Genomic DNA, 22,827 nt, shown 5'->3' with positions numbered 1-22,827 from the left:
AAATAGGTAAGCTTTTTTAGTTCTATCATCTTCTATTTCTGGATACATTTTTAGTAGAGGGATTTACTTTGTAACCAGGAGGATGCGGATGAGAAAAAACAATAGAATCGGAATACTTGCTGTATGTGGTTTATTCACAATAATACTGATCCTACCAACGATGATCGTCGTCCCATTTACGAATTCCGGGGGTACGGAAGAAGTGACGGAAACCCCGCAAACAGAAGAAGCTGCTAGCGTGGAGGACTCTCCATTTGCGGTCAACGTATTACGTAGCACGACAAAAGAGATTGAAGAAGTTCCTTTAGAAAGTTATGTTGCTCGTGTCGTTGCTTCTGAAATGCCTGTAAATTTCGAAATGGAAGCACTCAAAGCCCAGGCCCTTGCTGCAAGAACGTACATTACCCGTCACTTAGTTCAAGGTGAAAAAGTGTCGGCAGAAGCAGATGTTACCGATACGGTCAGCCATCAAGTGTATAAAGATGAAGAACAACTACGAAGTCAATGGAAAGACAAATATGAAGAAAACATGAAAAAAATCACAGCAGCTGTCAATGCCACAAAAGGTGAAATCATTACGTATGAACAACAGCCGATTACAGCAGCTTTCTTTTCAACGAGCAACGGCTACACAGAAAACGCAGGAGATTATTGGGAGCATGATATTCCATACCTTCAAAGTGTGGAAAGTCCATGGGATCAGGAATCACCTAAGTTCGCCGATCAAAAAATCATCACCGTTGCAGAGCTTGAGCAGACCTTGGGAGTAAGCATAGGTGCAGGAATCCAACAGTCAACAATGACGAAGACAGAAGGAAACCGGGTGGACGAAGTTCATTTCGGTGATCATACATTTTCTGGAAGAGAAATTCGTGAAAAAATCGGCCTGCCCTCCAGTGATTTCAGTATTAAGCAAAAAGGGGACCATGTCATCTTCACAACGAGGGGTTATGGTCATGGCGTAGGAATGAGTCAGTACGGGGCCAATGGCATGGCAAAATCAGGGAAAGATTACAAAGAAATTATCCATCACTATTATCAAGATACAGAAATTGCACCAATAAGCACACAAACGGCTTCCTTAACCATTGAAAAAGAAGACACCGTAAACTAAAGAGCTGCCCAGGGCAGCTCTTTTTTCGTTGTTCAAACTGATTTCATGCAACAATATGGTAGGTTTCTTGAAGGCTCAGTTTCGAGACTTCCCTCGTTTCTGTACGATAAGTCAACATCGAATCACTCCGTTCTACGTGTTTCCTTTATCTCCGCCAGCTCAGTCCAGTCCATACGCCGCTGATCGAGGCGCCTGAACACTTAAGGTAGGAGTCTCGCCATTCCCCTCCGCCCCTTTGCTATATCAGTGTCTCGAAACCACTTCCAGAAAAAAACAGCTATTCTGTTTGATTGGAGTATAAGATTAAAACGCCCATGCCTAGGTACTTGAACTCTAAAAGCTTGATACAGAGCGTTTTATGCTTTTAACAATTGGGATAGCGGAAGACAATCCAGCTTGGTGAAGGGATTCGTTTCTCACATACATCGAATGGGGTGGTTGGGAAGCTCGCCACTTCCCCTACGCTCAATCTGGCAAACGAACTCCGGTTATCTCGGGGAGCGATTCTTGAACAAGCACTCTATGATTTATAAATTTTTTCCTGCGAATGTATATAATCCCAAAGAAGTGTTCAGAATGGTTTTTGAGGTGATGAACATGAAAGAAGAAGGTAAGAAAAGCGTGACTAAATTAAAGTTCAAACGCTTGATGCGCAAGAAGTGGTTGTACCCAGCATTGTATTTGTCAGTGGCTGCATTAGTACTTGTCGGAGTGTTCTGGTATCAGCAGGGAGCCAGTGATTTGGAAGACCAAATCGCAGAGCAACCAGATTCCAAAGTCCAGGATGAGTTTTTGACGGCAGATAATGAGAAAGATACTGTACCAGTCATGGAACATCAGGAAAACTTGGAAATGCCTGTAGCTGACGAAAAGGCAGCATCCATTGTCACTAAATTCTATGATTACAACGCTTCCGAGCAAGATCAAGAAAGTGCACTGGTCCTATACAACAATAAGTACTACCAAAGTGAAGGCGTAGACATTACTAGAGAAGATGGAGAAGCTTTCGAAGTGACAGCAGCTTTGTCAGGAACAGTTACAGAAGTTAAAGAAGATCCGCTATACGGCAATGTTATTGAAATCACACACGATGAAAACATTTCAACTGTGTATGCTAGTTTAGAAGATGTCGATGTATTAGCAGGATCCGATGTAGCCCAAGGTGAAGTTCTTGGTTCTGCAGGTAAGAACTCCTTCGGACAAGCGAGTGGTGTCCACGTACACTTTGAAGTACGCAGTGATGGACAGCCTGTCAACCCTGAAGAGTTTTTCGGTCAGCCAATGAGTAAAATCATTGAGAATGCTGGACAAGAAGCTCAGGAAGAAGACGCTCCAGCTGAAGAGCCACAAGAAGATGGCGAAGAGCCTGCTGAAGGTACAGAGCAATCTTCTGATGATGCCGAACAACCTTCTGACGATGCAGAGCAGTCTACAGAGGAAGAATTGAATACGGATGAAGATCCAGCTGGTTCTGAAGATGAAGAGCAAACACCAGATGAAGATAGTGCCTCTTCCATCTCTACCACACAGACTTAAAAAATGAGGGTTCTGCCCTCATTTTTTTATTTGGTTAAATCAGGTAGGTGTTTATTAGGGTTATGCGTTTAAGCATGTAGGGCTGTTTGTGTTACATAAGATGAAGAAATGGTTTTCTGTGAAGTGTATCGAGCATGAAATTACAAGAAATCACATCGGCCCATGCATCATCTGGCATATCTTAGAACTTTTATTAATACAATGAGGATAACCGAGCACTCGGTAACATCCAGGGTGATCCAGCATGATTTAACTTCCAGAGTAAACACCCACACAACATAATAGAACCGCTTTCCTAAGAATCCCACCCCCTTGGATAGTCAATCACAGGAGGCGAGTGGAGTGCATGATTACATCAAAGAGAGGACCATCAAGATTGGAGAGCACATTATTGAAACGAAAAAAACGGTAAGAGTCATTGCCAAAGAATTTGGAGTTTCTAAAAGTACGGTCCACAAAGACTTGACGGAAAGACTTCCGGAAGTGAATCCCGAACTTGCCAAGGAAGTGAAGAAGATCCTCGACCACCATAAAGAAATCCGCCACCTCAGAGGTGGAGAAGCAACCAGGAGAAAGTACAAAGCCCAATTGGTGGATGATCAACCTGTTCAACCTCTCGCATGAACACTGTTTTCCTCCCTTTGTCACATTCCCTCGATATTTGGTAACTTTTTTCATCTCTCAAGAGACGGATGTCGTAATTTTGTGATAGAATAAAGAACTAGATGTGCATGATTTAAATCGAAAATAGAACTTGAAACAATAGGGAAATATAAGTTGAAGGAGATTGATCTCCATTGCCGTTGTAACGTAACGGATTACGAGGGCCCTGCACGTTACTAGGATTATGTTTTTTACAATAGGGAGGATCTACAGAACATGTTTGCGAGAGATATAGGAATTGACCTGGGTACAGCGAACGTACTCATCCACGTAAAAGGTAAAGGAATTGTATTGAACGAACCGTCTGTGGTTGCCATGGACCGTAATACTGGGAAGGTACTGGAGGTAGGTGAAGAGGCCCGCCGGATGGTCGGACGTACGCCAGGCAACATTGAAGCCATCCGACCTTTGAAGGACGGTGTCATTGCAGATTTTGACGTTACTGAGGCGATGTTGAAGCACTTTATCCAAAAAACGAACGTGAGAGGATTCTTATCAAAACCGCGCATGTTGATCTGTTGCCCGACGAACATTACGAAAGTGGAGCAAAAAGCGATCAAAGAAGCGGCTGAGAAATCCGGTGGTAAAAAAGTATATTTAGAAGAAGAGCCTAAGGTAGCAGCGATTGGTGCCGGAATGGATATCTTCCAACCAAGCGGGAACATGGTTGTCGATATCGGAGGTGGCACAACGGATGTCGCTGTTTTGTCCATGGGTGATATTGTTACGGCTTCTTCCATTAAAATGGCCGGTGATAAGTTTGATCATGAGATTCTACAATACATTAAAAAAGAGTATAAACTGTTGATCGGAGAGCGGACAGCTGAAGATATCAAAATCAGCGTGGCCACGGTTTTCCCTGGTTCAAGAAATGAGGAAATTGAAATCCGCGGCCGAGATATGGTGTCGGGATTACCACGGACGATCTCCGTCAATTCTGAAGAAATTGAAAGATCTTTACGTGAGTCTGTACAGGTCATCATTCAAGCAGCGAAACAAGTGCTGGAGCGCACTCCACCTGAACTGTCTGCGGATATCATTGACCGTGGAGTCATCATGACAGGCGGCGGTGCTCTTCTACATGGCATTGACCAACTGCTTGCTGAAGAGCTGAAAGTTCCTGTCCTTGTGGCTGAATCCCCGATGGATTGTGTGGCTACAGGTACAGGCATTATGCTTGAGAATATAGATGAGCGTATTTCAACGAAACTCTAGTTTAGATAGGTCGGAAGGAGTGAAGACACCTTGTTAAGGGGATTTTACACAGCAGCAGCAGGTATGATGGCCAACCAGAGGATGCAGGAAACGTTGTCGAATAATATGGCGAACGCCTACACACCAGGCTACAAAGCAGACCAGGGGACGATGCGTGCTTTTCCAGAGCTATTAATAGAGCGGATGGGAAGCAAGACGATTCCGACGAAGAATGGATTCAAAATACCTGATGGCGGACATGTAGGATCCCTTAACACAGGGGTGTATATGCAGGAAGCCGTTCCTTCGTTTGTTCAAGGAGATCTGAAAGAAACAGGGGTGGGGACAGACCTTGCCCTTGTACAAAATGAGGTACCTGACGAATCCGGTTCCCTTTTTTTTCGTGTCCAGAATGAGGATGGAGAAGAGCGGTACACACGGAATGGGAACTTTACTGTAGATGGCGAAGGGTTTTTGACGACGAACCTCGGGTATTATGTTTTGGATAGAAACGGAGATCCGATAAATACGGGTGGCATGGAGTTTGATGTTTCACAAGATGGAGAGCTTACCGTCGATGGACAAGCTTTCGTACTTGGGTTGTCTTACACGCCGGATGCTTCTCAAATGGTGAAAGAAGGGAACGGTCTATTTCGCCTTTCTGAAGAAGGGAACCTCATCGTGAACCCTGGAGCGGAAGATGGAGTGGGTTACTCGATTCGTCAACACCATCTGGAGCGTTCCAATGTTGATCCGAATAGAACCATGACTGAAATGATGAATACATACCGTTCGTTTGAAATGAACCAGCGTGTCTTAAAAGCTTATGATCAAAGCATGCAAAAAGCAGTGACGGAAATCGGAAGAATTAGTTAAGGAGTGTGGCAACGTTCATGAATCGTTCAATGATCCAATCGGCTGTAACGATGGGACAGCTGCAGAAGAAGCTGGATCTTGTCGGAAACAACTTGTCCAACAGTGAAACGACAGGATACAAAAGCCGCAGCGCCGATTTTTCTTCATTATTGTATCAACAAATCGATAACCAGTCTCATACTGATGCAGAGGTCGGACGGCAGACACCGGAAACCATCCGAATGGGTACGGGAGCAAAGCTTGGCCACACAAACCTTGATCTGACTCAGGGCAACTTGAAAAACACCGGCCGGGAACTGGATGTAGCTTTATTGGAAGACCGACATATGTTCAACGTTCGAGTCACGACAGAACAGGGAGAGGAAGTTCACTTCACCCGTGCAGGAAACTTCTATTTGAACCCGGTTGATGATGGGCAACTAGTGCTGACAGAGGCAAATGGTCATCCTGTCATCGGAGCGGACGGCGAAAATATTATACTAGAAGACAACTTTCAAGACATCAACATTGATTCGAATGGAAGGATTCTCGTCACAAGAGATCAAAACCAAGTGATTGAAGGTGCATTGGAAGTTAGTGAAGCTGTCCGGCCACGTATGTTAGAATCGGTAGGTGCGAATCGTTTCCGTATTCCTGATGAAGCAGAAGAGGATGGAATTATGGGAGATGTGCTCGCTGGAGATGTAAATATGCAGTCCCAGGTGCTTGAAACATCGAACGTGGATGTAGCCAAGCAAATGACAGAAATGCTGATGGCTCAGCGTGCCTATCAATTTAACGCAAAATCCATATCTACAGGTGATCAAATGATGGGGCTTGTGAGTCAACTGAGATCATAAACGTAAGGAGTTTGACGGACCATGGCAATAGATCCTAATTCAAAAGGCAAAAAGCTAAATAAAGATCAGGAAAGAGAAAAAAAGCGTCAAGCTTTAGATGAAGCCACGAAGCAGAAGCCTGCGAAAGCATCGTCCAAGAAACAGAAATCGGAAGTTAAAGAGAAAGCTCCGAAAAAAGGACGGCGACGTGTCCTGCCGATATGGCTGCGTATCATCCTTGTCCTTCTTTTCAGTGTGGCTGCCTTACTGATTGGATTGATGGTCGGATATGGAGTTATTGGTGATGGCAACCCGACAGACGCGCTTGAAGTGGATACATGGCGCCATATTTGGGATATTGTTACGAAAACTGAATAACCTCAAGCTTGTACTTCATTCTATGATATAAGCCTATTTAATATGCAGAACACGAGCCGTTACGGCTCGTGTTCTTTTTGGTTTCATTAGTGATTTTCTGAACACAAAGTCTGGCACCTTACTTACGGCTGAAGGTGCCTGGCACCGCTCACTACCAACAGCGTGCCAGGTACGGATATTCATCAATGGGGTACCCGTTGATCAAAGCATCGGATGTTTTCAAGACAGGGAATAGGGAATTACACCCGTACAGAGGACAAAGCAGCGGGGAGGGATCATAATCATGAAGGCAGATGTATTTATTGCGGGTGGTGGTGTAGGAGGACTTGCTCTTGCAGCGAAACTAGCGAGCCGCGGTGTGCATGTGGTCATAGCGGAGCAGCTCAAAAGGGAATCTCCTGTATATAAAGGTGAACTTTTGCAACCGAAGACATTAGCTATTCTTGAAAGATTGGGCGTTTTGGACGAAGTGGAAGAGAATGGTCATGTGATCGACCAGCTCCGTTTTCAGGAAGTTCAACGCAACCGTGGCAGTACGCCTGAAGAAATCAACCTGACAGAGCTTAGTTACAGCCGTGTAGCAAGCATCTACGATCACGCCTTGATGGTGCCGCATGAAAAAACGAAAGAGATTCTCAGGAATAAGGGCAAGGAGTATGATGAATTTTTTCATTACCTGCCTGGAGCCCGGTTCACGGGTTTTGAAAAAGGGATGGCAAAAGTAAAGCGTAAAAAGGAGACATTCTACGTCCAGGCTCAAGTGTACATAGGGGCAGAGGGACGAAGCTCACCCACCCGTGATGCGATGAATGTCCACGTGAAAAGAAAGGACTACAACCACCATTTTCTGACGGTGACTATTCCCCGGCCAGAATCATTTACAAAAGGGAAGATCATTACAACATCCAGCTGCTTTTTAGGATTATTTCCTCTACCTGATAATGAAGTACGGACCGTATTTTTAATCAAAGCAGGCGAGTATAAAAGAATTCAGGAAAAAGGCTTGGAGTCTCTCTATCAAGCTTATAGTGAACTAGAACCTGAGCTTGCAGAAGGGGTGCGGACCATTGAAGATTGGAAAACGGTTCAGCTGATGATTCCGTTTACGTATCATGTCGATCGTTATTATTCCGGAAATGTAGCTATTCTTGGAGACGCTGCACACACCGTTCACCCCATGGCCGGAGAAGGGATGAATCTTGCCATACAGGATGCGGATGTTTTAGGAGAGCTTCTGGCCTGGTGTAAGGAAGAGGGGAAAAACTACACAGATTACCTTCACTATTATGAAGATATTCGCAGACCCCGCGTAGAATTTTTACTCAACTTGAGTCATTTATCCGCTCTCGTGTATTCGTTCCAATACGAATGGTGGAGGAAGTTCCGAATGAAAGCTGTTCAAAGGATTTATGATGATGACCAGCTTCACGTCAAACAAATGCTGAACATTTCAGGACTCGGAAAATGGGATTTCACTTTAGTGGACAGAGCCGTCCAAGGCAGTATGCTTCCACCAAGAAGAAAAAGGGTATCAGATCAGAAACAGCGTCAGTATCTCTTTTCCGAAGCGGAAGATTATCCTTGGAAAAGAAACGAGAAAGGAAGGATATCATGAATGAATGGGTAACAGCGATGCAGGCAAGGAAATGGATGAAAAAGAACGAATCGTTTTTGCCAAGCTGGCACGCTTATGTGGGGTCAGAACTCGGTCTTTTTGATGAATTCAAGACAGCAAGGACGGTTGAAGCAATCAGTGAGAAAACGGGTTACCCATATGACCTGCTTGCCTCCTGGGTAAAGGTAGGGGTGGCCGTCAAGCATTTGAAAAAACGTCCGAACAACCGCTATCGAACATCAAAGAGAAAATGCGCAAGTTTGATGGGAGACGACCAGTCACCTGGCGTTAAAGCTTTATTAAAAGAAATGATGGAATTACACCTGCCGACATTGTTGAAATATCCAGACATCATGAAATCCCAAGAACGGGCAGAATTCAATCATGAACGCCATGGAGAAGTGGTAGCAGAGACTTCCGCACTCCTCGAGCATTTTGCTATTAAGAAAATTAAGCGAATGATCAAAGATAAAAAGGTGACTTCTGTCGTAGATTTAGGTTGTGGATATGGGGGTTACTTAAGGAAGCTGGCCATGGAATATCCACACCTCGAAATGATTGGGGTAGATATCAATCAGAAGGTCATTGAAAAAGCGCGTACCTTATCAGAGGGTTATCCGAACATCAGCTTTGAAGTTGGAGACATTAACGAGTGGAAACCTCGGGATGGTGAGAAGGTGGATCTTGTTCTCCTGCATAACATTTTTCACTATATCCATCCAGAAGACCGCAGGGGGCTATTGAACCACCTTCACACCTATGTAAGTAAACAAGGACTGATATCTGTTATTACACCAATCAATGAAACGGAACATGGAGAGGCGTTCTCCTCAGCATTTAACAGCTTCTTTGTCGCTCACTCCAACCTATTTGCCTTACCAAACAAGGGAGAGTTGAAAGAGATCTCTCAAAACTGCAAATATGAAATGTTTGACCTTGATCCGATTATTAAAGAAGGATCATGGTACACGTTTTGGTTGAGCCCGACAAGTCCTGTAAGGGAAATGAAACATACGCAAATGGCAGGAAGTAGTGAACAAACCCTTTCGACCAGCACTTCTTCTACGAATGAATTGACACGGAGTTCATAAATAAAACCGCTATGGAGGCCTCCATAGCGGTTTCTTTCATTCGGCTATAGGCGCCCACGCCCTTGTACAAGACGGACGATGAGAACAACGAGAGCTACCACAAGAAGAATATGAATCAAATTCCCGGCAATCCCGCCTAGTAAGCCTAACAGCCATAGAACGAGGATAATAATTAAAATGGTCCAGAGCATTGCAGTGGCCTCCTTTTTGTAATAGGTAAACTTATTTGTATATTTTCCCTGAATCACTCGTTTGAAACGAGGCCTCAGAAAAAACTTTGTCCCTGGCTTGTGCTTCTTTTATAATGAAAGCATGGAATAGGAAAGGAGCCTGATCATGCTAGACATACAACAAATCAAAGAAATCATCCCACACCGTTATCCATTTCTACTGATTGACCAAGTAGAAGAGATTGTAGAAGGTGAGCGCGCAGTGGGATACAAGAATGTAACAATGAACGAACCCTTCTTCCAGGGACACTTCCCAGATTACCCTGTCATGCCGGGGGTGCTGATCACAGAAGCGATGGCCCAAATGGGAGCTGTAGCCATGCTGAAAAAAGAAGAAAACCAGGGCAAGCTTGCCTTTTTCACAGGAATTGACAAGTGCCGTTTCAAACGTCAAGTAAAGCCTGGTGACCGCTTGAAATTGGAAGTGGAAATCGTTCGTTTGAAAGGTCCTATAGGAAAAGGAAAAGCAACAGCCTCCGTCGATGGAGAAATTGCATGTGAAGCAGAAATTATGTTTGCTTTGAAATAACCAAGAAAGAGAACGTAGCAGCCGCTGCGTTCTTTTTTTATATATGGCTGGATGGTAGAGGACCTGATTTCAAGACTTTTGTTGAGTGGATGTGGTTGCGGGGAACAACTCGCTTTCCGTATGAGCGCGTAGAGTCTCCTTAAGCTGACGCCTTAGGGGGGTAATCCAATTTGGTAAAGGGGTTTGTTTCTCACATACACTGAACGGGGAGTTGGGAAAGGAGAAAGAAAAAAATTTAGTATATATGGATGAACTTACAGGATATGGACATAATAGTTTGGGAAATCATTAAAAGGAGGAAACACCAATGAAAGCATTACTTATGAAACTGTTGGTCGCGTTTTTTGCTGTATCCCTACTAGGAGCATGTGCTTCTGAAGAAGAGCCTCAAGAAGAAGAAAACAACATGGAAGAAGAAGAAAATATGGAAGAAGAGAACAACAACGAAGAGGACAACATGGAAGAAGACGGTATGGATGAAGAAGGCGACATGAACGAAGAAGAAAAAGAACAAGATGATATGACAGATGGTGAAAACGGGGAAGACGGTATGACAGATGATGGTGCTACAGAAGACGAAGATAATAATGAATAAAAGAAAGCCGCCTTTTCAGCGGCTTTTTTTCATGGAAAGAAAGGTGGAAATAGCTATCATACATACTCCCCCAATTGTAAACACTGGGACGAGGAACCTCAAAACATAGAGGGGTTGGAGAAGGTAGAGGCCTATTCCAACCATAAATAAAATGAAACCACTCATAGCCAGGCGTTGTCCGACGTAAACCACCCCTTAAAGAGAGACAGTAAGAGGTCTCTACTGTCTCTCCCTTTTTATCCTCTCAAATCAATCCGGTTACCGAGATCAGGATGAGGAACGGATTGTTTAAGCATTTCAACCATTTGGTTCCCCTTTTCTTCTGCATCTCCTTTTACTTTATCCATTAAAGCTAGACTGGATTGTTGTTTAAGGCTTGTCGTACTCATAGCCATGGATAGTGCTGCGATGTCCATCTTATCCCTCCTTTTCTTATACCATCGGTTGGTTCTTTATAAACTAAAGCAAGATTGCGGACGAACGATATCTTAGTCCGGAAGTTTGAAAACCTTTTGAAAACGTTAGAATCTTATGTAAAATGGAAATAGAAATATTCATTAAAAATTTACAATCAGGCGTTTTCAGGTTTCTCATGTGTGGAATAAGCGAATAGAGGTGATTATTGATGAAATACAGAACGGCAAACGACCTGAAAGATTTGATCTTGGAAGACTATGAAAAAGTGGTGAACCGGATCCCACTCGAAAAATTGGACGTGTATCTCTATCTTCATACGGTCTTTCAGGATACTTATGTACCTGACGACACGCTCTATCAATTCATCTTTCGGCACTTCTTCCGTCTCGACAATCCAAGTCTGACGAAAGAGTTTGAAACGTATTATTTCAAACTCATGGAAGAACAACGTGGATATGAACGCCCGAACATCGTCCACATTACGAAAAGTCTTTACGAGGTGAAAAATCACAAAGGAAACCCGACGATGCAATTTCCATTAGCTGCTTCTATGCTGCATACCATTAACCCGAGTTTCCCAACGTACGATAGTGATATTGTCAAAGCCTTCGATTACTCATCCACCTATCACTTATCAGGCTTTGATAAGAAGATGAAGCGTTATATCGGACAGTACCAACATACGTTCCGAACTTATGAGGAACTCCTTGAAGATGAAGCATTAGCCCCCGCTTTTGCTCACTTTGACGAACGTTTCCCGGGCTACGAGCTCCCGAAAGTCAAGAAGCTGGACTTGATGGTTGCCCAGCTTGGTAATAACCTGCAGTAAAAAATAAAAGGCTGAACCTGATTCAACAGGTTCAGCTTTTTTTGTGCACTTTTTCATTCGTTCATTTAATAAATCGTTCGTACGAGTTTTAGAACAGGAAGATATTCGTACCTGGTTCCACTTCTTTATAGGGTGGGATAGGTACAGCTATTTACACGGCCGTACTCGGTACCCTGAATAGCCATTGCGGTGTCAGGTATGGAAGTCGTTTACTTCCAAAATTAGTCACAATTTTGTCATTTTCGTAGGAATACTACAAGTTGCATTACAAATCGCGATTTAGTAACATTAATCGTAATTATGACTACATGGTCAGTACGTCTGAATGGGTATCCTCTCACCGGTTGAGGGGAAAAATAAAGAAGGTTATAGATAACAGTTCGGGAGATTTACGAGAGTCTGATATGGAGAGGAAGTCTTAGATGAAACGGTTGATTTTCATGTTCATGGTGCTCTTCTTTGTAACCGCTTGTAACCAGGAAGAAACCAATGAGGAAATAGAGGACCGGATCACGCCGGTCAAAGTGGAGTCCGTGAAAAAAGAGGATTTTGTTGTGGAACGTAAACTGGTGGCCCGGGCGACCGCTGCCGACACTTCCCCTGTCCTGCCTGAAACCCCAGGAGAATTAGCGACCTTGAATGTTGCTAAAGGGGACAGAGTAGAAAAAGGAGAAACCATAGCCGTCGTTCGTCCAGGAGGCAATGTAGATAATCAGGTAGAATTGCAGCAAATCGCCCTCCGACAAGCACAAACGCAGCTTGAAAATGCTCAAGTATCGAAAGAGCAGGCGGCCGAAGGTGTTGAGAATGCAAAGGAGCAGGTCGATCTTGCTGAACAGGCCTCGCAGTCGCAGGCAAGTCAAACGGCTCAGGCAGCAGAAGCAGCCAAGCAACAATACGAACAAGCGAAGCAACTGGCTGATGAAACGAAAAAATTGGCTGATGAAGGTACGATTCCCGATGCGCTCTACCAACAAGCGAAAAACCGCGCAGATCAAGCGTATGCTCAATACCAGCAGTTACAAGGGAAGCAGCCCCAGTCTTCGTCTGCAGTAGCACAAGCAGAGGCGCAAGTCGATCAAGCGGAACAACAATTGGAGCAGGCCCGTGTAGCCGTTGAGCAGGCGGAGCTTCAGGTGGAACAAGCGAATGTTCAGTTGAACCAGGCTCAGGAGCAAGCCGAGAATGAAGCGATCACTGCACCTACGTCAGGCGAAGTGTCGACATTGAATGCAAGTGAAGGGGATATGGTAAGCAACCAACAGCCACTTGCCACGATTGTTAGCCTGGATCCCATGACGATCACAGCTTCTGTCACCGCTGATCAACTTTCGCTTTTTGAAAAAGAAGCGGAGCTAACTGTCGACCTTCCTTCCCTGGAAGAGCAGGTGACCTCAACCGTCAGTTACGTCTCTTCCGTTCCGGATGATACTGGCCTATACCCCGTTGAAGCGACGATAGGGAATGGGGACGAAAAGATTAAACCAGGGATGATGGCCACTTTTTTACTTCCTGAAAATGTGGTGGAAAATACGCTTATTGTCCCTACAGACAGTCTTGTAGAACAGAATGATGAAACATTCGTTTATCAAGTGGTGGATGAAAAAGCCGTCCAGGTTCTCGTTTCCGTTTTAGAATCTCAGTCGGATTTCACAGCGGTTTCCGGGAACCTTCCTGAAGATGCGACGGTGATTACGACAGGACAGCTGACCTTGTCAGACGGGGATCAAGTCACCATCATGGAGGAGGATTCCTGATGAAGCTTGTGAACCTTTCCGTCAAAAGACCTGTCGGAGTCATCATGATCGTTGCTGCGATTCTAGGTCTTGGGTTTGTATCTCTTCGGAGTTTGACCATTGATTTATATCCGGAAATTGACTTGCCAATAGCGGTTGTGTCGACTTCCTATGAAGGCGCGGCACCTCAAGAGGTTGAAAAGCTTGTCAGCAGGCCTGTGGAATCTTCTGTCAGTAGTATTGAAGGGCTCGAGGTGCTCCAGTCTCAATCACAGGCCGGGGCGTCACTCGTTCTTATGCAGTTCAATACAGGTGTGGACCTTGACAGCACGCTCTTACAAGTGAGGGAAAACGTCGATCAAGTGACAGGGCTTTTACCAGAAGGAGCATCAGACCCAAGTGTCCTCCGTTTTGATCCCCAACAGCTGCCGATCATGACGGTCGGTCTGTCAGGCGATACGCCGGATGAGCTCCAGAAGATAGCAGAAAACCGGCTGGTTCCTTTCCTTGAAAGGCAGGAAGGAGTCGCCTCAGTCAGCATTGAAGGCGGACAGACAAAAGAAGTCCAAGTCCTCGTCGATCGTGCTCAGATGGCTACATACGGCTTGGATTCCCAAACGTTGATTCAGGCGCTGAATGCGGCCAATCAATCAGCCTCAGCAGGAACCATCGAGAAAGGGCAGAAGGACTTGCAGATCCGGATTGATGGGGAATTCAATTCAGTGGAAGATGTGAGAGAAACAAGGATTCAATCTCCGACAGGGGCGCAAGTGACCCTTGGTCAAATTGCGGAAGTGAACGAAACGCTTACCAATTCCAACACCATCAGCAAGGTGAATGGTTCGTCTTCTGTCGTGCTTTCCATTCTGAAGAAGACGGATGCCAACACCGTTGAAACCGCTGATAACGTACGGGAAGCGATGGATGAGCTGAAATCAGACCTGCCCGATGGTGTGGGCACAAGCATCGTTTTAGATACATCCGAGTTCATTAAAATATCGATCAACAGCGTCGTATTGAACATCATCCTCGGCGGTATTTTTTCCGTCTTAGTCTTGCTTCTGTTTTTGAAAAGTGTACGCGCGACGCTCGTGATTGGGTTGTCGATCCCGATTGCCATCATTTCAACGTTTACCTTGATGTATTTCACAGGTGAGACCTTAAACGTGCTTACCATGGGGGGACTTGCCCTCGGTATTGGAATGATGGTCGACAGTTCCATTGTCATCTTAGAGAACATCGTCAGTTATCGCCAGCGGGGCTATTCCATGGTGGAAGCGGCTAAACAAGGAGCCTCAGAGCTTGCACCCGCAGTTGTTGCCTCAGCGACAACGACACTCGTTGTTTTTTTACCAATCATATTCGTTGAGGGCATCGCATCTGAATTGTTCACACCGCTTGCGTTGACGATCATGTTTGCGCTGATTGCTTCCTTAGCGGTTTCTGTCACTTTAATTCCCATGCTGTCTTCGAAACTTTTAACAAAATCTTTGAAAGAAGAAGGACGCCGGTACTGGTTTGACCGCTTCTTAGAAAAAGTGAATGATGGCTACCGTTCGGTGTTAAGGTGGGTATTGAAATTCAGGAAAACGACGATTGCGATTACCTTTGCCCTCATTGCAGGGAGTGTAGCTCTCATTCCTTTGATTGGAACAGAGTTCATTCCTCCTTCCGATCAAGGACAGGTGGAAGTTCGAGTCAACATGCCTGAAGGGACATCTCTTGAGGAAACGGAAGCTCTTACAGAAGAAATTGACGCAGAGATTGAGAACTATAGTGAAATCATAGATGTGAGTTACCTTTCTATCGGGGGAGGATCAATGGGAAGTATAGGCAACGGATCCTCTGACTTTGCTTCCTATACGATTCAGCTTGTCGAACCTTCCGAGCGGGAAAAAACGACCCAAACCGTTATGGAAGAATTGAGTGATTCACTCGCGGGCATCCCAGGTGCTGAAATAGAAGTGAGTGAGTTGGATGCAGGCCTCGGAACGGGTGCACCATTGCAAGTGCAAATCAATGGTGGGGAATATGAAGTATTGGATGAGCTTGCGGGTCAAGTCGCTTATTTAATGAATGAGATCGACGGGGTGCAAAATGCTACGTCCTCAACGGATGAGGGACGTCCTGAAATGCAGATTGAAGTGAATCAGGATAAAGCCTCGCAATATGGCCTGACAGAACAACAAGTCATCAGCCAGGTGCAGATTGGTTTCAATGGTCAGGTGGCGACGCGGTATCGGAATGGAACGGATGAAATTGATGTGCGCTTTATTCTTCCTGAAGAGAAGCGTCAGACCATTGCAGATTTAGAAGGGATGTCCGTTCAGACCCCGAATGGGTCACTCATCCCACTTGCGACTATTGCGGAGTTGAACCAAGTTCAAGGTCCTGTGTCTTTACTCCGTCAAAATCAACAGCCACAAGTGAATGTGGAAGCAGAAATTTCTAATATTGATCTAGGCACGGCGACGGAAGAAGTAAGGGCAGAGCTCGAGCGCCTTAATTTTCCTGATGGCTACTCCTACACAATAGGAGGACAGGCACAGGATATGCAGGAAGCTTTCGGGGACTTGTCTCTTGCCTTGATTTTCTCAATCTTTCTCGTTTATGCCGTCATGGCGATTCAATTTGAGAACTTTTTGTTCCCATTTATTATCATGTTTTCTTTACCGGCCACTATTATCGGAATCTCAGGCGGTTTATTTGTAACTGGGCTGCCATTCAGCTTACCGGCCTTTGTTGGAATCATTATGCTGGCGGGGATTGTCGTAAACAACGCCATTGTATTGGTCGACTACATCAACATCCTTAGACGGAAATCGTACGATCGTTATGAAGCCATTTTAGAGGCAGGACCTAACCGTCTGCGTCCCATCCTGATGACAACGTTGACGACCGTGCTCGGCATGGTCCCATTAGCCATCGGCATTGGGCGGGGAGCAGAAGCTCAACAACCTCTAGCGGTCACCATCATCTTCGGCCTGACCGTATCAAGCTTCTTCACGCTTGTACTCATTCCGGTCGTCTACACATACTTTGACGACCTATCCAACAAAATCACAGGCTTCTTCCGAAAGAGAGCCCAAAAAGAGTAACTTACATTTTTTGGTGTACCAGGTCATCCAAATATTGGATGACCTGGTACACCATTTTTTTACAAAGTAATAAGGGAATGGAAGAAAAAGACACCAATCAATTTTTTGCAAACTAAAAAAGCCCCCATCCCGGAGACTTCGTTTACATTGGATCATTCTGAACAGCCTCAAGGGATCCTCCAAGCTTTTCTATGATCTGTTTTAATTGATCTGGAAATTCAAACACGTGTACTCCACACGTCATGCGCTGCTCTTCCGTTTTCATCCATATGAGTCGTCCTTCAGCTGTGAATGTCTTATTTTCATAAATGAAGGTGAGAAACAACTCATCTTTCATAGACAGTCCAGGTTGAGAATCACAAGAAAAGCGTAATCCGTTCATACTGATGTCTTTAACTTCCATAGGACCTGACACATGACTGCTTAATTTCTTGTTGTAAAAACCAGGGAGAGGTGTTTGGAATGGATACCGGAAGGGTTCATGTCTGCGTTCGTTCATGCTTTCATCCCTCTTCCTAAACTATGATGGTTTTATCATATCCTTTCAAGAGTGAAGGTTCAATCATTTAGCTTTTTAACTTAAAAAAATCTAATCTTCATCGCTCTCGCGTCTGTCCACTTTAATCAAATCCCAGGTGGTGACTATTCCCACGGGCAAGTCATCAGGACTTCCTGATTCAGTTAAAATGACGGCTTTCAGTTTCCGGTTTTCATTCAAACTTCTCTCAAACCGCTCTTCTAAATCAAATACAGTAGCACTTGCTTTTAAAAATTCCACACTGCGATCCTTTTCAACGGGGAGGACGTCTGAAGCGCAAACGTCTTCAAGAGCGATTCTACCGTTTTTATGATTTTGTGATAACCAGCGGACGATGCCGTCATTCGTAAGTAATCCTGAGAAGGCACGTTCTTTCGTATAAATTGGAAATTGAGAGATGCCATGCTGATCGAAAGCCTCCATCACATGACTAAGAGCTGTGTCTTCTTTAAAATAAAGGACGGAACGAGTAGCGAATTCCAGGGCTTCAGGCGGTTGGTCAAGCGTTCGTTTAATTCGTTGCAAAGCCTTTACGACATCCTCATGAGGGGTGGCAATATAATAATCTCCACTGATGCGCTCGTGGACGATGGCATTTCTGAGTTTCGCATACTGTTTCAACTGATCGAAGTGGACACGGATGACGCTATGCTTCAGTTTGGAACGCTGAAGTAGCTCCACGAAATTATCATTTTTCGGGAAGGCATTCAGTTCTTTCAAATGTTGATGGATTTGGTTGAATGTAATTTCAAACTGCTCCACAATGTCATTCATCTTGTTCACCTTTTCCTAAGAATTCTCACTCATTTTTACAGTTAGTGTGTGAATCCTGCACGAAAGTGATTCATTTTAATCTAAATTTGATCTGCCATCTATTGAACTAAAGCTGAAAACCGTTCGTTAAAGTAAAACTTTCACTAAATAATTGGTAGGATTGGACGATAATAAAAGATAGGGAATAGGAAGTATACATAATGGGGAAAACCAAAGCATACATAGGACTCCGTATTGATTTTTCGTGCTTTAAATAGAACGGTTGTTCAATCTGTGCTATACTCAAATCAATAGGAAAGAAGGTGAGATCATGATCGGTGAACGCATTCAAAAAATTCGCAAAGACCGACATATGTCGCTATCTGAATTGGCCGAAAGGGCGGGAGTCGCAAAATCTTATTTGAGTTCGATTGAGCGGAATATCCAGACCAACCCTTCCATTCAGTTCTTGACTAAAATATCTCAGGAACTAGACGTTTCCATCAACTTTTTACTCCACGGAGAAAATGAACCTCAGGATGAAACGCTGGACAAGGATTGGATGAATTTGGTTCAAGAAGCGATGAATTCAGGGATCTCTAAAGAACAATTCCGTGAATATCTGGAGTTTAATAAATGGAGAATCCACCAGAATAAATAAAAGCCTGACTCTTTTTTAAGAGGTGAGGCTTTTCTCTTTTTCTAACCGCAAACACTGCTGGGTGTTGGATAAGTTGTAGAGGGTGGCGAAAAGAAACCCACCTAAACCAACCCCGATCAGCACATCTGAAACATAATGATGACCTAGATATACTCTTGAAATAAGAATAATCAAACCAAGAAGAACCCCGATCCATCTAAATCTGCTTCCGATCATCCACACCAAGGCGATAAAGATGCCGACAAATAATGCTTGCTCACTGGGAAAAGAAGCACTTGCTTCTTTTTCGATCAAGGGCGTGATCTCTTCAAGGGCTACGAAAGGTCTTTCCCTAGGCGCGATCCAGCGAATAGCCCTGCTGATGACTAGTCCCATCAAAGATGCAGCTATGGCTGCAATTCCGAGCTTCCGAGTCTTTTTAGCCAAAGTCAATAAAAAGAATAAAGCAATCATCGCTTTGTATCCCCATGATGATAAGAAGACCATGAGTGCATCCACCCATTCGGCTTCAGAAAAATCATAAATCCATAATACAAGTCCGTTGTCCATTTGTATCTCCTTACATAAAGAAGGAGCGTGAGGAACTCACGCCCTTCTGCTTATTTATTCAGTTGAGGAAACTTCTCTTTTAAGTAATTCATACTGATCTCCAAGCTTTCTAAAGGAGTGCGTCGGCTTTCATCCTGCTCGACGATCCAATACTTCACCCCGGCTTTTTCGCCAAGGACAAACACGGTATCCAAATCAACGCCGCCTGTCCCGAGCTCCGCAAAGTATTGTTCTTCATCAAGGGTCATGTCCTTCAAATGAATCAATGGCGTACGCCCCTGATAGCGGTCGATCCATGCAGAAGGTTGGTCGCCTGCCTTTTGAAGCCAGTAGATATCAAACTCCGCCTGGACTTGGTTCTCATCTGTTTCCTCAAGGATCGCGTCCAGTGGTTTTCTTCCGTCTGGCAGCGGATCTAATTCGAAGTCATGATTATGATAGCACAAAGTAAGCCCATGTTGACGGCATTCATCACCGATTTTTTTCAAATCCTCAATTAAATGCACATAATCAGATTCGCTTCGTTCCTCGATGTACGGACAAACTACATATTCACTTCCAATCGTTTTTTGATCCTCAATGACCTGGGGAAGATTGTTCTTCAGTTCTTCTAAAGGGACATGGCTGGAAGCGGCTTTTAAGCCAAGTTCATCTAATAAACGTTTGACCTCGGAAGCGGTCATGTCACCAAAACCGGCAAACTCCACGGCATCAAAGCCTAAATCGGCAACTTTCCTTAACGTGCCGGCGAAGTCTGTGGCCGTTTCATTTCGTAAGGTGTACAGCTGTACTGCGATAGGTATAGGTGTATTCATATGGATCCCTTTCCTTTCATCCTCATTTTCTACTCCACTTATCAAGATTAGATTTCCATTGTCGAATTCCCTTCCAAAAATGAAAAATAACCAGTAGAAAGTAGAAAAGTGACAATCAAAGGTAGAGGGAATTGGACGATTTACTGACTTTGAAAGTGTTTACGGACCGCGTAAGATGACGCTATAACTAAACAACTAAAGGTGGAATACGAATGGACTGGAAAGAGACGATGCAGGAAATGAATGAAATTCACAGCGTTTGTTGGAAGTGTAAAAAAGAACTTCGTGACTATGAAGTGTGTACAGTTACAGATGGATCGCTCCTTGAGATTGATTTGTGTTTTGAGTGTTACGGGAAGCATGGAGGAGAAGTAGGTTTGTCCGAAAAAGGCACATTCCAAATGTTCTAGAATAGGATATCAGAAGAAAAGGTGAGGTGAATAGGAATGCCCGTATCCGTCGTCTTCAATCAAATTGCTGTCAACTCGATTACTGAAAATGGAATCATATCTACAGGGCAAAATAATCAGCCGGATTGGTCCTGGCAAGGGAAGAACAATAATGCTGCAGGAATTCCCGTTGGCTTTTTCATTGCGACCAATAATGTGAATACCATTATTGATAATGATGTTAATGATACACCAATCGTTAACCCTACCGTCAGCAACCCTCAACCAAACGTCCAGGTATAGGAGGAATTAGAATCGATATTCGGTTTGATTCCATCTATGTCAACCATATGACGAATAACTCCGGCATATTTGTTGGTCCGAATACTCAAACTCATTGGGAAACACAGGAAAAGCAGAATGCGGCCCTTGGTACAGTCGTAGGGGAAGGGAATATCATTTCTTATAATGTCAATGTCATTCATGATAATGATGAAATCGATATGCCGATCACGAAAATGGTACGTCCATCAAAAGAGGAGAATGGAGCCGATCATTCTACAGGATGATTCTCCATTTTCTTTTCTATTAGTTTTTGCACCCACTCTGGAATTTCCTGGTCGTTTTCCTGTGACATTAGATCAAGGATGGCAGAATCACTTAAAATAGAACGTAACCCTTCAAGAGTATTGCCGTCACCAAATACGTTCCCAAACCCTTGGTTATGTTTTTGGTGACTCTCAAATCCTGTCGGGATATTGTTTCCCATGTTCAAACAGGAGGCATTTTCAATGGTTCCAATCCTTATGTTTCCTATAAAAAAATAAGGAGATAAACCGGCCATATTAGGAATCCTCCTTTGATTTGAAGCTGAACTTTAAACCATTGTCCGTTCGACTAAGTTCTGGACGGGAAGAATTCTTCGGTTTAACATTCACACCGAAATTGTTCCCCATGTTAAGGGCTCCACTCAATTCATCGATATCTAGATGGTCCAACTGGAACGTCAGCTGCTCAAGGTTGGGATCATGGATATCCACTTGGTCAAAATGAATATGGTATTCCACATGCTTCCCCTGCATCCCTTGGATGACTTGTTTTAATTCATGTATTTCTTTTACAAGATCATCAATATCCGTTTGCTTGTGACGACGTTTTTTAAAGAACATAACGTTTACACTCTTTTAGAAGGCCGTTTGATGACTAAATGTTTATTGTGTTGAAGGGTGTTTTTGTGACCAATGATTCTTCCGTTTCCTTCCCAGCTCTGTTGCACGGCTTTAAATCCAGATTGGAGGTTTGTTCCTGAAAAGATTCCCGATGTGGCACTGATTTGGTCAACGGATAAATTCTTAAATTGAATATGACTCATATCATCACCTCCTATCACTAATGTATGAAAGGAAAAGATAAGCATGAAAGACATTAAGAATTGGTTTAATCCTTTGGGGAAAGAGAGTTCTTTTCTTCCTGATGATTTCATGGATATGGGGAAAATGAATGATTTCGTACAAAAGTCGATCCAGGATGCTTTGACACCAAAAGATCAGCAGAAGACGAACCAACCGAGCAGTGACTATAAAGTGGTGGAACTGATGAGGGAAGTAGTCGTCACCATCCCCGTTCCTTATGAAGTGGATGTAGAAGAGATCAGATTGAGTGTTGGAAGCGGGAAGCTGTTTGTAAGCGGGATTTGGGCTGATCGGATGGAGATTGCTCTGCCCGTTCAGACGAGTAGAAGAAATGGATATGCCCAATACCAGAACGGCGCAATTGAAGTTCGTTTACAAAAAAAGAGCTCCGATGAAAAAGAAATCTTTTTGCATTATTGATGGTCTTCTAATTCAATCGGAATGTCCCTGTTTTTCTGTCGTTTAAAAATGGTGACGGTCAAAAGACCGTCTTTGTAGGCGGTCACGATATCTTCCGCTGTATAATGGAAGGGGACGGGGATGACACGTTTAAAGCTTCCTTTCATTCGTTCGTTATGAATTAAATCTTCTTCCGCTACTGGGTAATTGGGAGTAATCTCCCCTCTGATAATCATAGAAGTGCCCTCCTGGGTTAGATAGACCGGGTCACTCTTTGTTAGGCCGGGCAGTTCAATAACAAGGACAGCCTGATCTTTTGTTTCAAAAAAGTCGTAAGAAGGACCGCGCTTGGGAATGACATGATGCATGTCGTTCCAGAAATCTTCCCCTAATACCTTCTCTACATTTTCTGAAAAAGCCTCCCAATTGATCGGACCATTCTTTTTCTTCATTTCTTTCACCTCACTCTTACAAAGTATGTGGAATCACGTAAGTTCATGACACGACACATAAAAGGCAGGAAAAAACGAATCTATGGAAACACTGTCTATTTGGAGAATTATTTGAAAAATGGTGTTGTATTTGTATGCCC

At 44.0% G+C, this 22,827-nt stretch carries 29 protein-coding genes; 19 read left to right on the top strand and 10 right to left on the bottom strand.

The window, feature by feature from the left end; all coding sequences use genetic code 11:
* The first annotated feature begins 88 nt into the window (after nucleotides 1–88).
* From spoIID to HFA01_RS14740, 9 genes are all read left to right on the top strand, one after another.
* Nucleotides 89–1,114, top strand: a complete 1,026-nt coding sequence (gene spoIID / locus HFA01_RS14780) for a stage II sporulation protein D (RefSeq protein WP_146817583.1) — start codon at nucleotides 89–91, stop codon at nucleotides 1,112–1,114.
* A 597-nt stretch (nucleotides 1,115–1,711) separates the two neighbouring features.
* Complete coding sequence (gene spoIIQ / locus HFA01_RS14775) at nucleotides 1,712–2,650, top strand: stage II sporulation protein SpoIIQ (RefSeq protein ID WP_146817581.1); 939 nt, start codon at nucleotides 1,712–1,714, stop codon at nucleotides 2,648–2,650.
* Nucleotides 2,651–2,992: 342 nt separating this feature from the next.
* Nucleotides 2,993–3,274 carry a sporulation transcriptional regulator SpoIIID gene (gene spoIIID, locus HFA01_RS14770; RefSeq protein ID WP_146817578.1) on the top strand — a complete coding sequence of 94 codons (282 nt, stop codon included), beginning with the start codon at nucleotides 2,993–2,995 and terminating at the stop codon, nucleotides 3,272–3,274.
* A 255-nt stretch (nucleotides 3,275–3,529) separates the two neighbouring features.
* On the top strand, nucleotides 3,530–4,528 hold the full coding sequence (locus tag HFA01_RS14765; RefSeq protein WP_146817576.1) for a rod shape-determining protein: 999 nt from the start codon (nucleotides 3,530–3,532) through the stop codon (nucleotides 4,526–4,528).
* A gap of 30 nt (nucleotides 4,529–4,558) precedes the next feature.
* Nucleotides 4,559–5,383 carry a flagellar hook-basal body protein gene (locus HFA01_RS14760; RefSeq protein WP_146817574.1) on the top strand — a complete coding sequence of 275 codons (825 nt, stop codon included), beginning with the start codon at nucleotides 4,559–4,561 and terminating at the stop codon, nucleotides 5,381–5,383.
* Between the two features lie 17 nt (nucleotides 5,384–5,400).
* Nucleotides 5,401–6,222, top strand: a complete 822-nt coding sequence (locus tag HFA01_RS14755; RefSeq protein WP_146817572.1) for a flagellar hook-basal body protein — start codon at nucleotides 5,401–5,403, stop codon at nucleotides 6,220–6,222.
* A 21-nt stretch (nucleotides 6,223–6,243) separates the two neighbouring features.
* The gene (locus HFA01_RS14750; RefSeq protein WP_146817570.1) at nucleotides 6,244–6,579 is read left to right on the top strand and encodes a DNA-directed RNA polymerase subunit beta; all 336 of its coding nucleotides are present in this window, start codon (nucleotides 6,244–6,246) and stop codon (nucleotides 6,577–6,579) included.
* 283 nt (nucleotides 6,580–6,862) lie between these two features.
* A complete protein-coding gene (locus HFA01_RS14745; protein WP_146817568.1) occupies nucleotides 6,863–8,194 on the top strand; it encodes an FAD-dependent oxidoreductase in 1,332 nt (443 codons plus the stop codon).
* Nucleotides 8,191–9,285, top strand: a complete 1,095-nt coding sequence (locus tag HFA01_RS14740; RefSeq protein WP_146817566.1) for a class I SAM-dependent methyltransferase — start codon at nucleotides 8,191–8,193, stop codon at nucleotides 9,283–9,285. Before HFA01_RS14745 ends, HFA01_RS14740 begins: the two co-directional genes overlap by 4 nt.
* Nucleotides 9,286–9,329: 44 nt before the next feature.
* Here the strand turns inward: HFA01_RS14740 and HFA01_RS14735 are convergent, their stop codons facing one another.
* The gene (locus tag HFA01_RS14735) at nucleotides 9,330–9,476 is read right to left on the bottom strand and encodes a lmo0937 family membrane protein (RefSeq protein ID WP_115823967.1); all 147 of its coding nucleotides are present in this window, start codon (nucleotides 9,474–9,476) and stop codon (nucleotides 9,330–9,332) included.
* Nucleotides 9,477–9,621: 145 nt separating this feature from the next.
* Between HFA01_RS14735 and fabZ the strand changes: the two genes are divergently transcribed.
* Both fabZ and HFA01_RS14725 read left to right on the top strand, forming a co-directional pair.
* Entirely contained in the window at nucleotides 9,622–10,044 is a 423-nt protein-coding gene (gene fabZ / locus HFA01_RS14730) for a 3-hydroxyacyl-ACP dehydratase FabZ (protein ID WP_146817564.1), read from the top strand.
* A 307-nt stretch (nucleotides 10,045–10,351) separates the two neighbouring features.
* Nucleotides 10,352–10,639, top strand: a complete 288-nt coding sequence (locus HFA01_RS14725; RefSeq protein ID WP_146817562.1) for a hypothetical protein — start codon at nucleotides 10,352–10,354, stop codon at nucleotides 10,637–10,639.
* Nucleotides 10,640–10,875: 236 nt separating this feature from the next.
* Here the strand turns inward: HFA01_RS14725 and HFA01_RS14720 are convergent, their stop codons facing one another.
* The gene (locus tag HFA01_RS14720; RefSeq protein WP_146817560.1) at nucleotides 10,876–11,055 is read right to left on the bottom strand and encodes a YjfB family protein; all 180 of its coding nucleotides are present in this window, start codon (nucleotides 11,053–11,055) and stop codon (nucleotides 10,876–10,878) included.
* A gap of 209 nt (nucleotides 11,056–11,264) precedes the next feature.
* On the opposite strand from HFA01_RS14720, the gene HFA01_RS14715 reads away from it, so the two are divergent.
* From HFA01_RS14715 to HFA01_RS14705, 3 genes are all read left to right on the top strand, one after another.
* Nucleotides 11,265–11,885 carry a hypothetical protein gene (locus HFA01_RS14715; RefSeq protein WP_146817558.1) on the top strand — a complete coding sequence of 207 codons (621 nt, stop codon included), beginning with the start codon at nucleotides 11,265–11,267 and terminating at the stop codon, nucleotides 11,883–11,885.
* A gap of 422 nt (nucleotides 11,886–12,307) precedes the next feature.
* Nucleotides 12,308–13,642: an efflux RND transporter periplasmic adaptor subunit gene (locus HFA01_RS14710; RefSeq protein ID WP_146817556.1), complete on the top strand. Its 1,335-nt coding sequence runs from the start codon at nucleotides 12,308–12,310 to the stop codon at nucleotides 13,640–13,642.
* Nucleotides 13,642–16,719, top strand: coding sequence for an efflux RND transporter permease subunit (locus HFA01_RS14705; RefSeq protein WP_146817554.1), 3,078 nt, complete (start codon nucleotides 13,642–13,644; stop codon nucleotides 16,717–16,719). The genes HFA01_RS14710 and HFA01_RS14705 overlap by 1 nt, the downstream gene beginning before the upstream one ends.
* A 142-nt stretch (nucleotides 16,720–16,861) precedes the next feature.
* Here HFA01_RS14705 and HFA01_RS14700 read toward each other — a convergent pair whose 3' ends face one another.
* Nucleotides 16,862–17,218, bottom strand: a complete 357-nt coding sequence (locus tag HFA01_RS14700; RefSeq protein ID WP_146817552.1) for a PilZ domain-containing protein — start codon at nucleotides 17,216–17,218, stop codon at nucleotides 16,862–16,864.
* Between the two features lie 90 nt (nucleotides 17,219–17,308).
* The gene (locus tag HFA01_RS14695; RefSeq protein WP_146817550.1) at nucleotides 17,309–18,031 is read right to left on the bottom strand and encodes a CBS domain-containing protein; all 723 of its coding nucleotides are present in this window, start codon (nucleotides 18,029–18,031) and stop codon (nucleotides 17,309–17,311) included.
* 310 nt (nucleotides 18,032–18,341) lie between these two features.
* Between HFA01_RS14695 and HFA01_RS14690 the strand changes: the two genes are divergently transcribed.
* Nucleotides 18,342–18,671, top strand: a complete 330-nt coding sequence (locus HFA01_RS14690) for a helix-turn-helix domain-containing protein (protein WP_089652036.1) — start codon at nucleotides 18,342–18,344, stop codon at nucleotides 18,669–18,671.
* A gap of 15 nt (nucleotides 18,672–18,686) precedes the next feature.
* Here HFA01_RS14690 and HFA01_RS14685 read toward each other — a convergent pair whose 3' ends face one another.
* Entirely contained in the window at nucleotides 18,687–19,220 is a 534-nt protein-coding gene (locus tag HFA01_RS14685; protein WP_146817548.1) for a phosphatase PAP2 family protein, read from the bottom strand.
* Nucleotides 19,221–19,270: 50 nt separating this feature from the next.
* On the bottom strand, nucleotides 19,271–20,035 hold the full coding sequence (locus HFA01_RS14680; protein WP_146817546.1) for a sugar phosphate isomerase/epimerase family protein: 765 nt from the start codon (nucleotides 20,033–20,035) through the stop codon (nucleotides 19,271–19,273).
* Between the two features lie 212 nt (nucleotides 20,036–20,247).
* On the opposite strand from HFA01_RS14680, the gene HFA01_RS14675 reads away from it, so the two are divergent.
* From HFA01_RS14675 to HFA01_RS14665, 3 genes are read left to right on the top strand one after another with little or no spacing between them, the layout of a single operon-like run.
* Nucleotides 20,248–20,445 (top strand): hypothetical protein, encoded by a 198-nt coding sequence (locus HFA01_RS14675; RefSeq protein WP_146817544.1) that lies wholly within the window; start codon nucleotides 20,248–20,250, stop codon nucleotides 20,443–20,445.
* A 36-nt stretch (nucleotides 20,446–20,481) separates the two neighbouring features.
* Nucleotides 20,482–20,727: a hypothetical protein gene (locus HFA01_RS14670; RefSeq protein ID WP_146817542.1), complete on the top strand. Its 246-nt coding sequence runs from the start codon at nucleotides 20,482–20,484 to the stop codon at nucleotides 20,725–20,727.
* A 47-nt stretch (nucleotides 20,728–20,774) separates the two neighbouring features.
* Nucleotides 20,775–20,993: a hypothetical protein gene (locus HFA01_RS14665; protein ID WP_146817540.1), complete on the top strand. Its 219-nt coding sequence runs from the start codon at nucleotides 20,775–20,777 to the stop codon at nucleotides 20,991–20,993.
* Here the strand turns inward: HFA01_RS14665 and HFA01_RS14660 are convergent.
* The 3 genes from HFA01_RS14660 to HFA01_RS14650 are packed head-to-tail and all read right to left on the bottom strand — an operon-like array spanning nucleotide 20,978 to nucleotide 21,796.
* A complete protein-coding gene (locus HFA01_RS14660; RefSeq protein ID WP_146817538.1) occupies nucleotides 20,978–21,268 on the bottom strand; it encodes a hypothetical protein in 291 nt (96 codons plus the stop codon). The two genes, HFA01_RS14665 and HFA01_RS14660, sit on opposite strands and share 16 nt — an antisense overlap.
* A 1-nt stretch (nucleotide 21,269) precedes the next feature.
* On the bottom strand, nucleotides 21,270–21,593 hold the full coding sequence (locus tag HFA01_RS14655; RefSeq protein WP_146817536.1) for a hypothetical protein: 324 nt from the start codon (nucleotides 21,591–21,593) through the stop codon (nucleotides 21,270–21,272).
* Between the two features lie 5 nt (nucleotides 21,594–21,598).
* Entirely contained in the window at nucleotides 21,599–21,796 is a 198-nt protein-coding gene (locus HFA01_RS14650) for a hypothetical protein (RefSeq protein WP_146817534.1), read from the bottom strand.
* A 43-nt stretch (nucleotides 21,797–21,839) separates the two neighbouring features.
* Between HFA01_RS14650 and HFA01_RS14645 the strand changes: the two genes are divergently transcribed.
* Nucleotides 21,840–22,256: an Hsp20/alpha crystallin family protein gene (locus HFA01_RS14645; protein ID WP_146817532.1), complete on the top strand. Its 417-nt coding sequence runs from the start codon at nucleotides 21,840–21,842 to the stop codon at nucleotides 22,254–22,256.
* Here HFA01_RS14645 and HFA01_RS14640 read toward each other — a convergent pair.
* Nucleotides 22,250–22,687 carry an Hsp20/alpha crystallin family protein gene (locus HFA01_RS14640; protein ID WP_146817530.1) on the bottom strand — a complete coding sequence of 146 codons (438 nt, stop codon included), beginning with the start codon at nucleotides 22,685–22,687 and terminating at the stop codon, nucleotides 22,250–22,252. The genes HFA01_RS14645 and HFA01_RS14640 overlap by 7 nt on opposite strands.
* Between the last annotated feature and the right edge of the window lie 140 nt (nucleotides 22,688–22,827).

The organism is Halobacillus faecis, assembly GCF_007991335.1.
Classification (GTDB): Bacteria; Bacillota; Bacilli; order Bacillales; family Halobacillaceae; genus Halobacillus; species Halobacillus faecis.
This window is presented reverse-complemented; position numbering and strand designations above follow the sequence as displayed.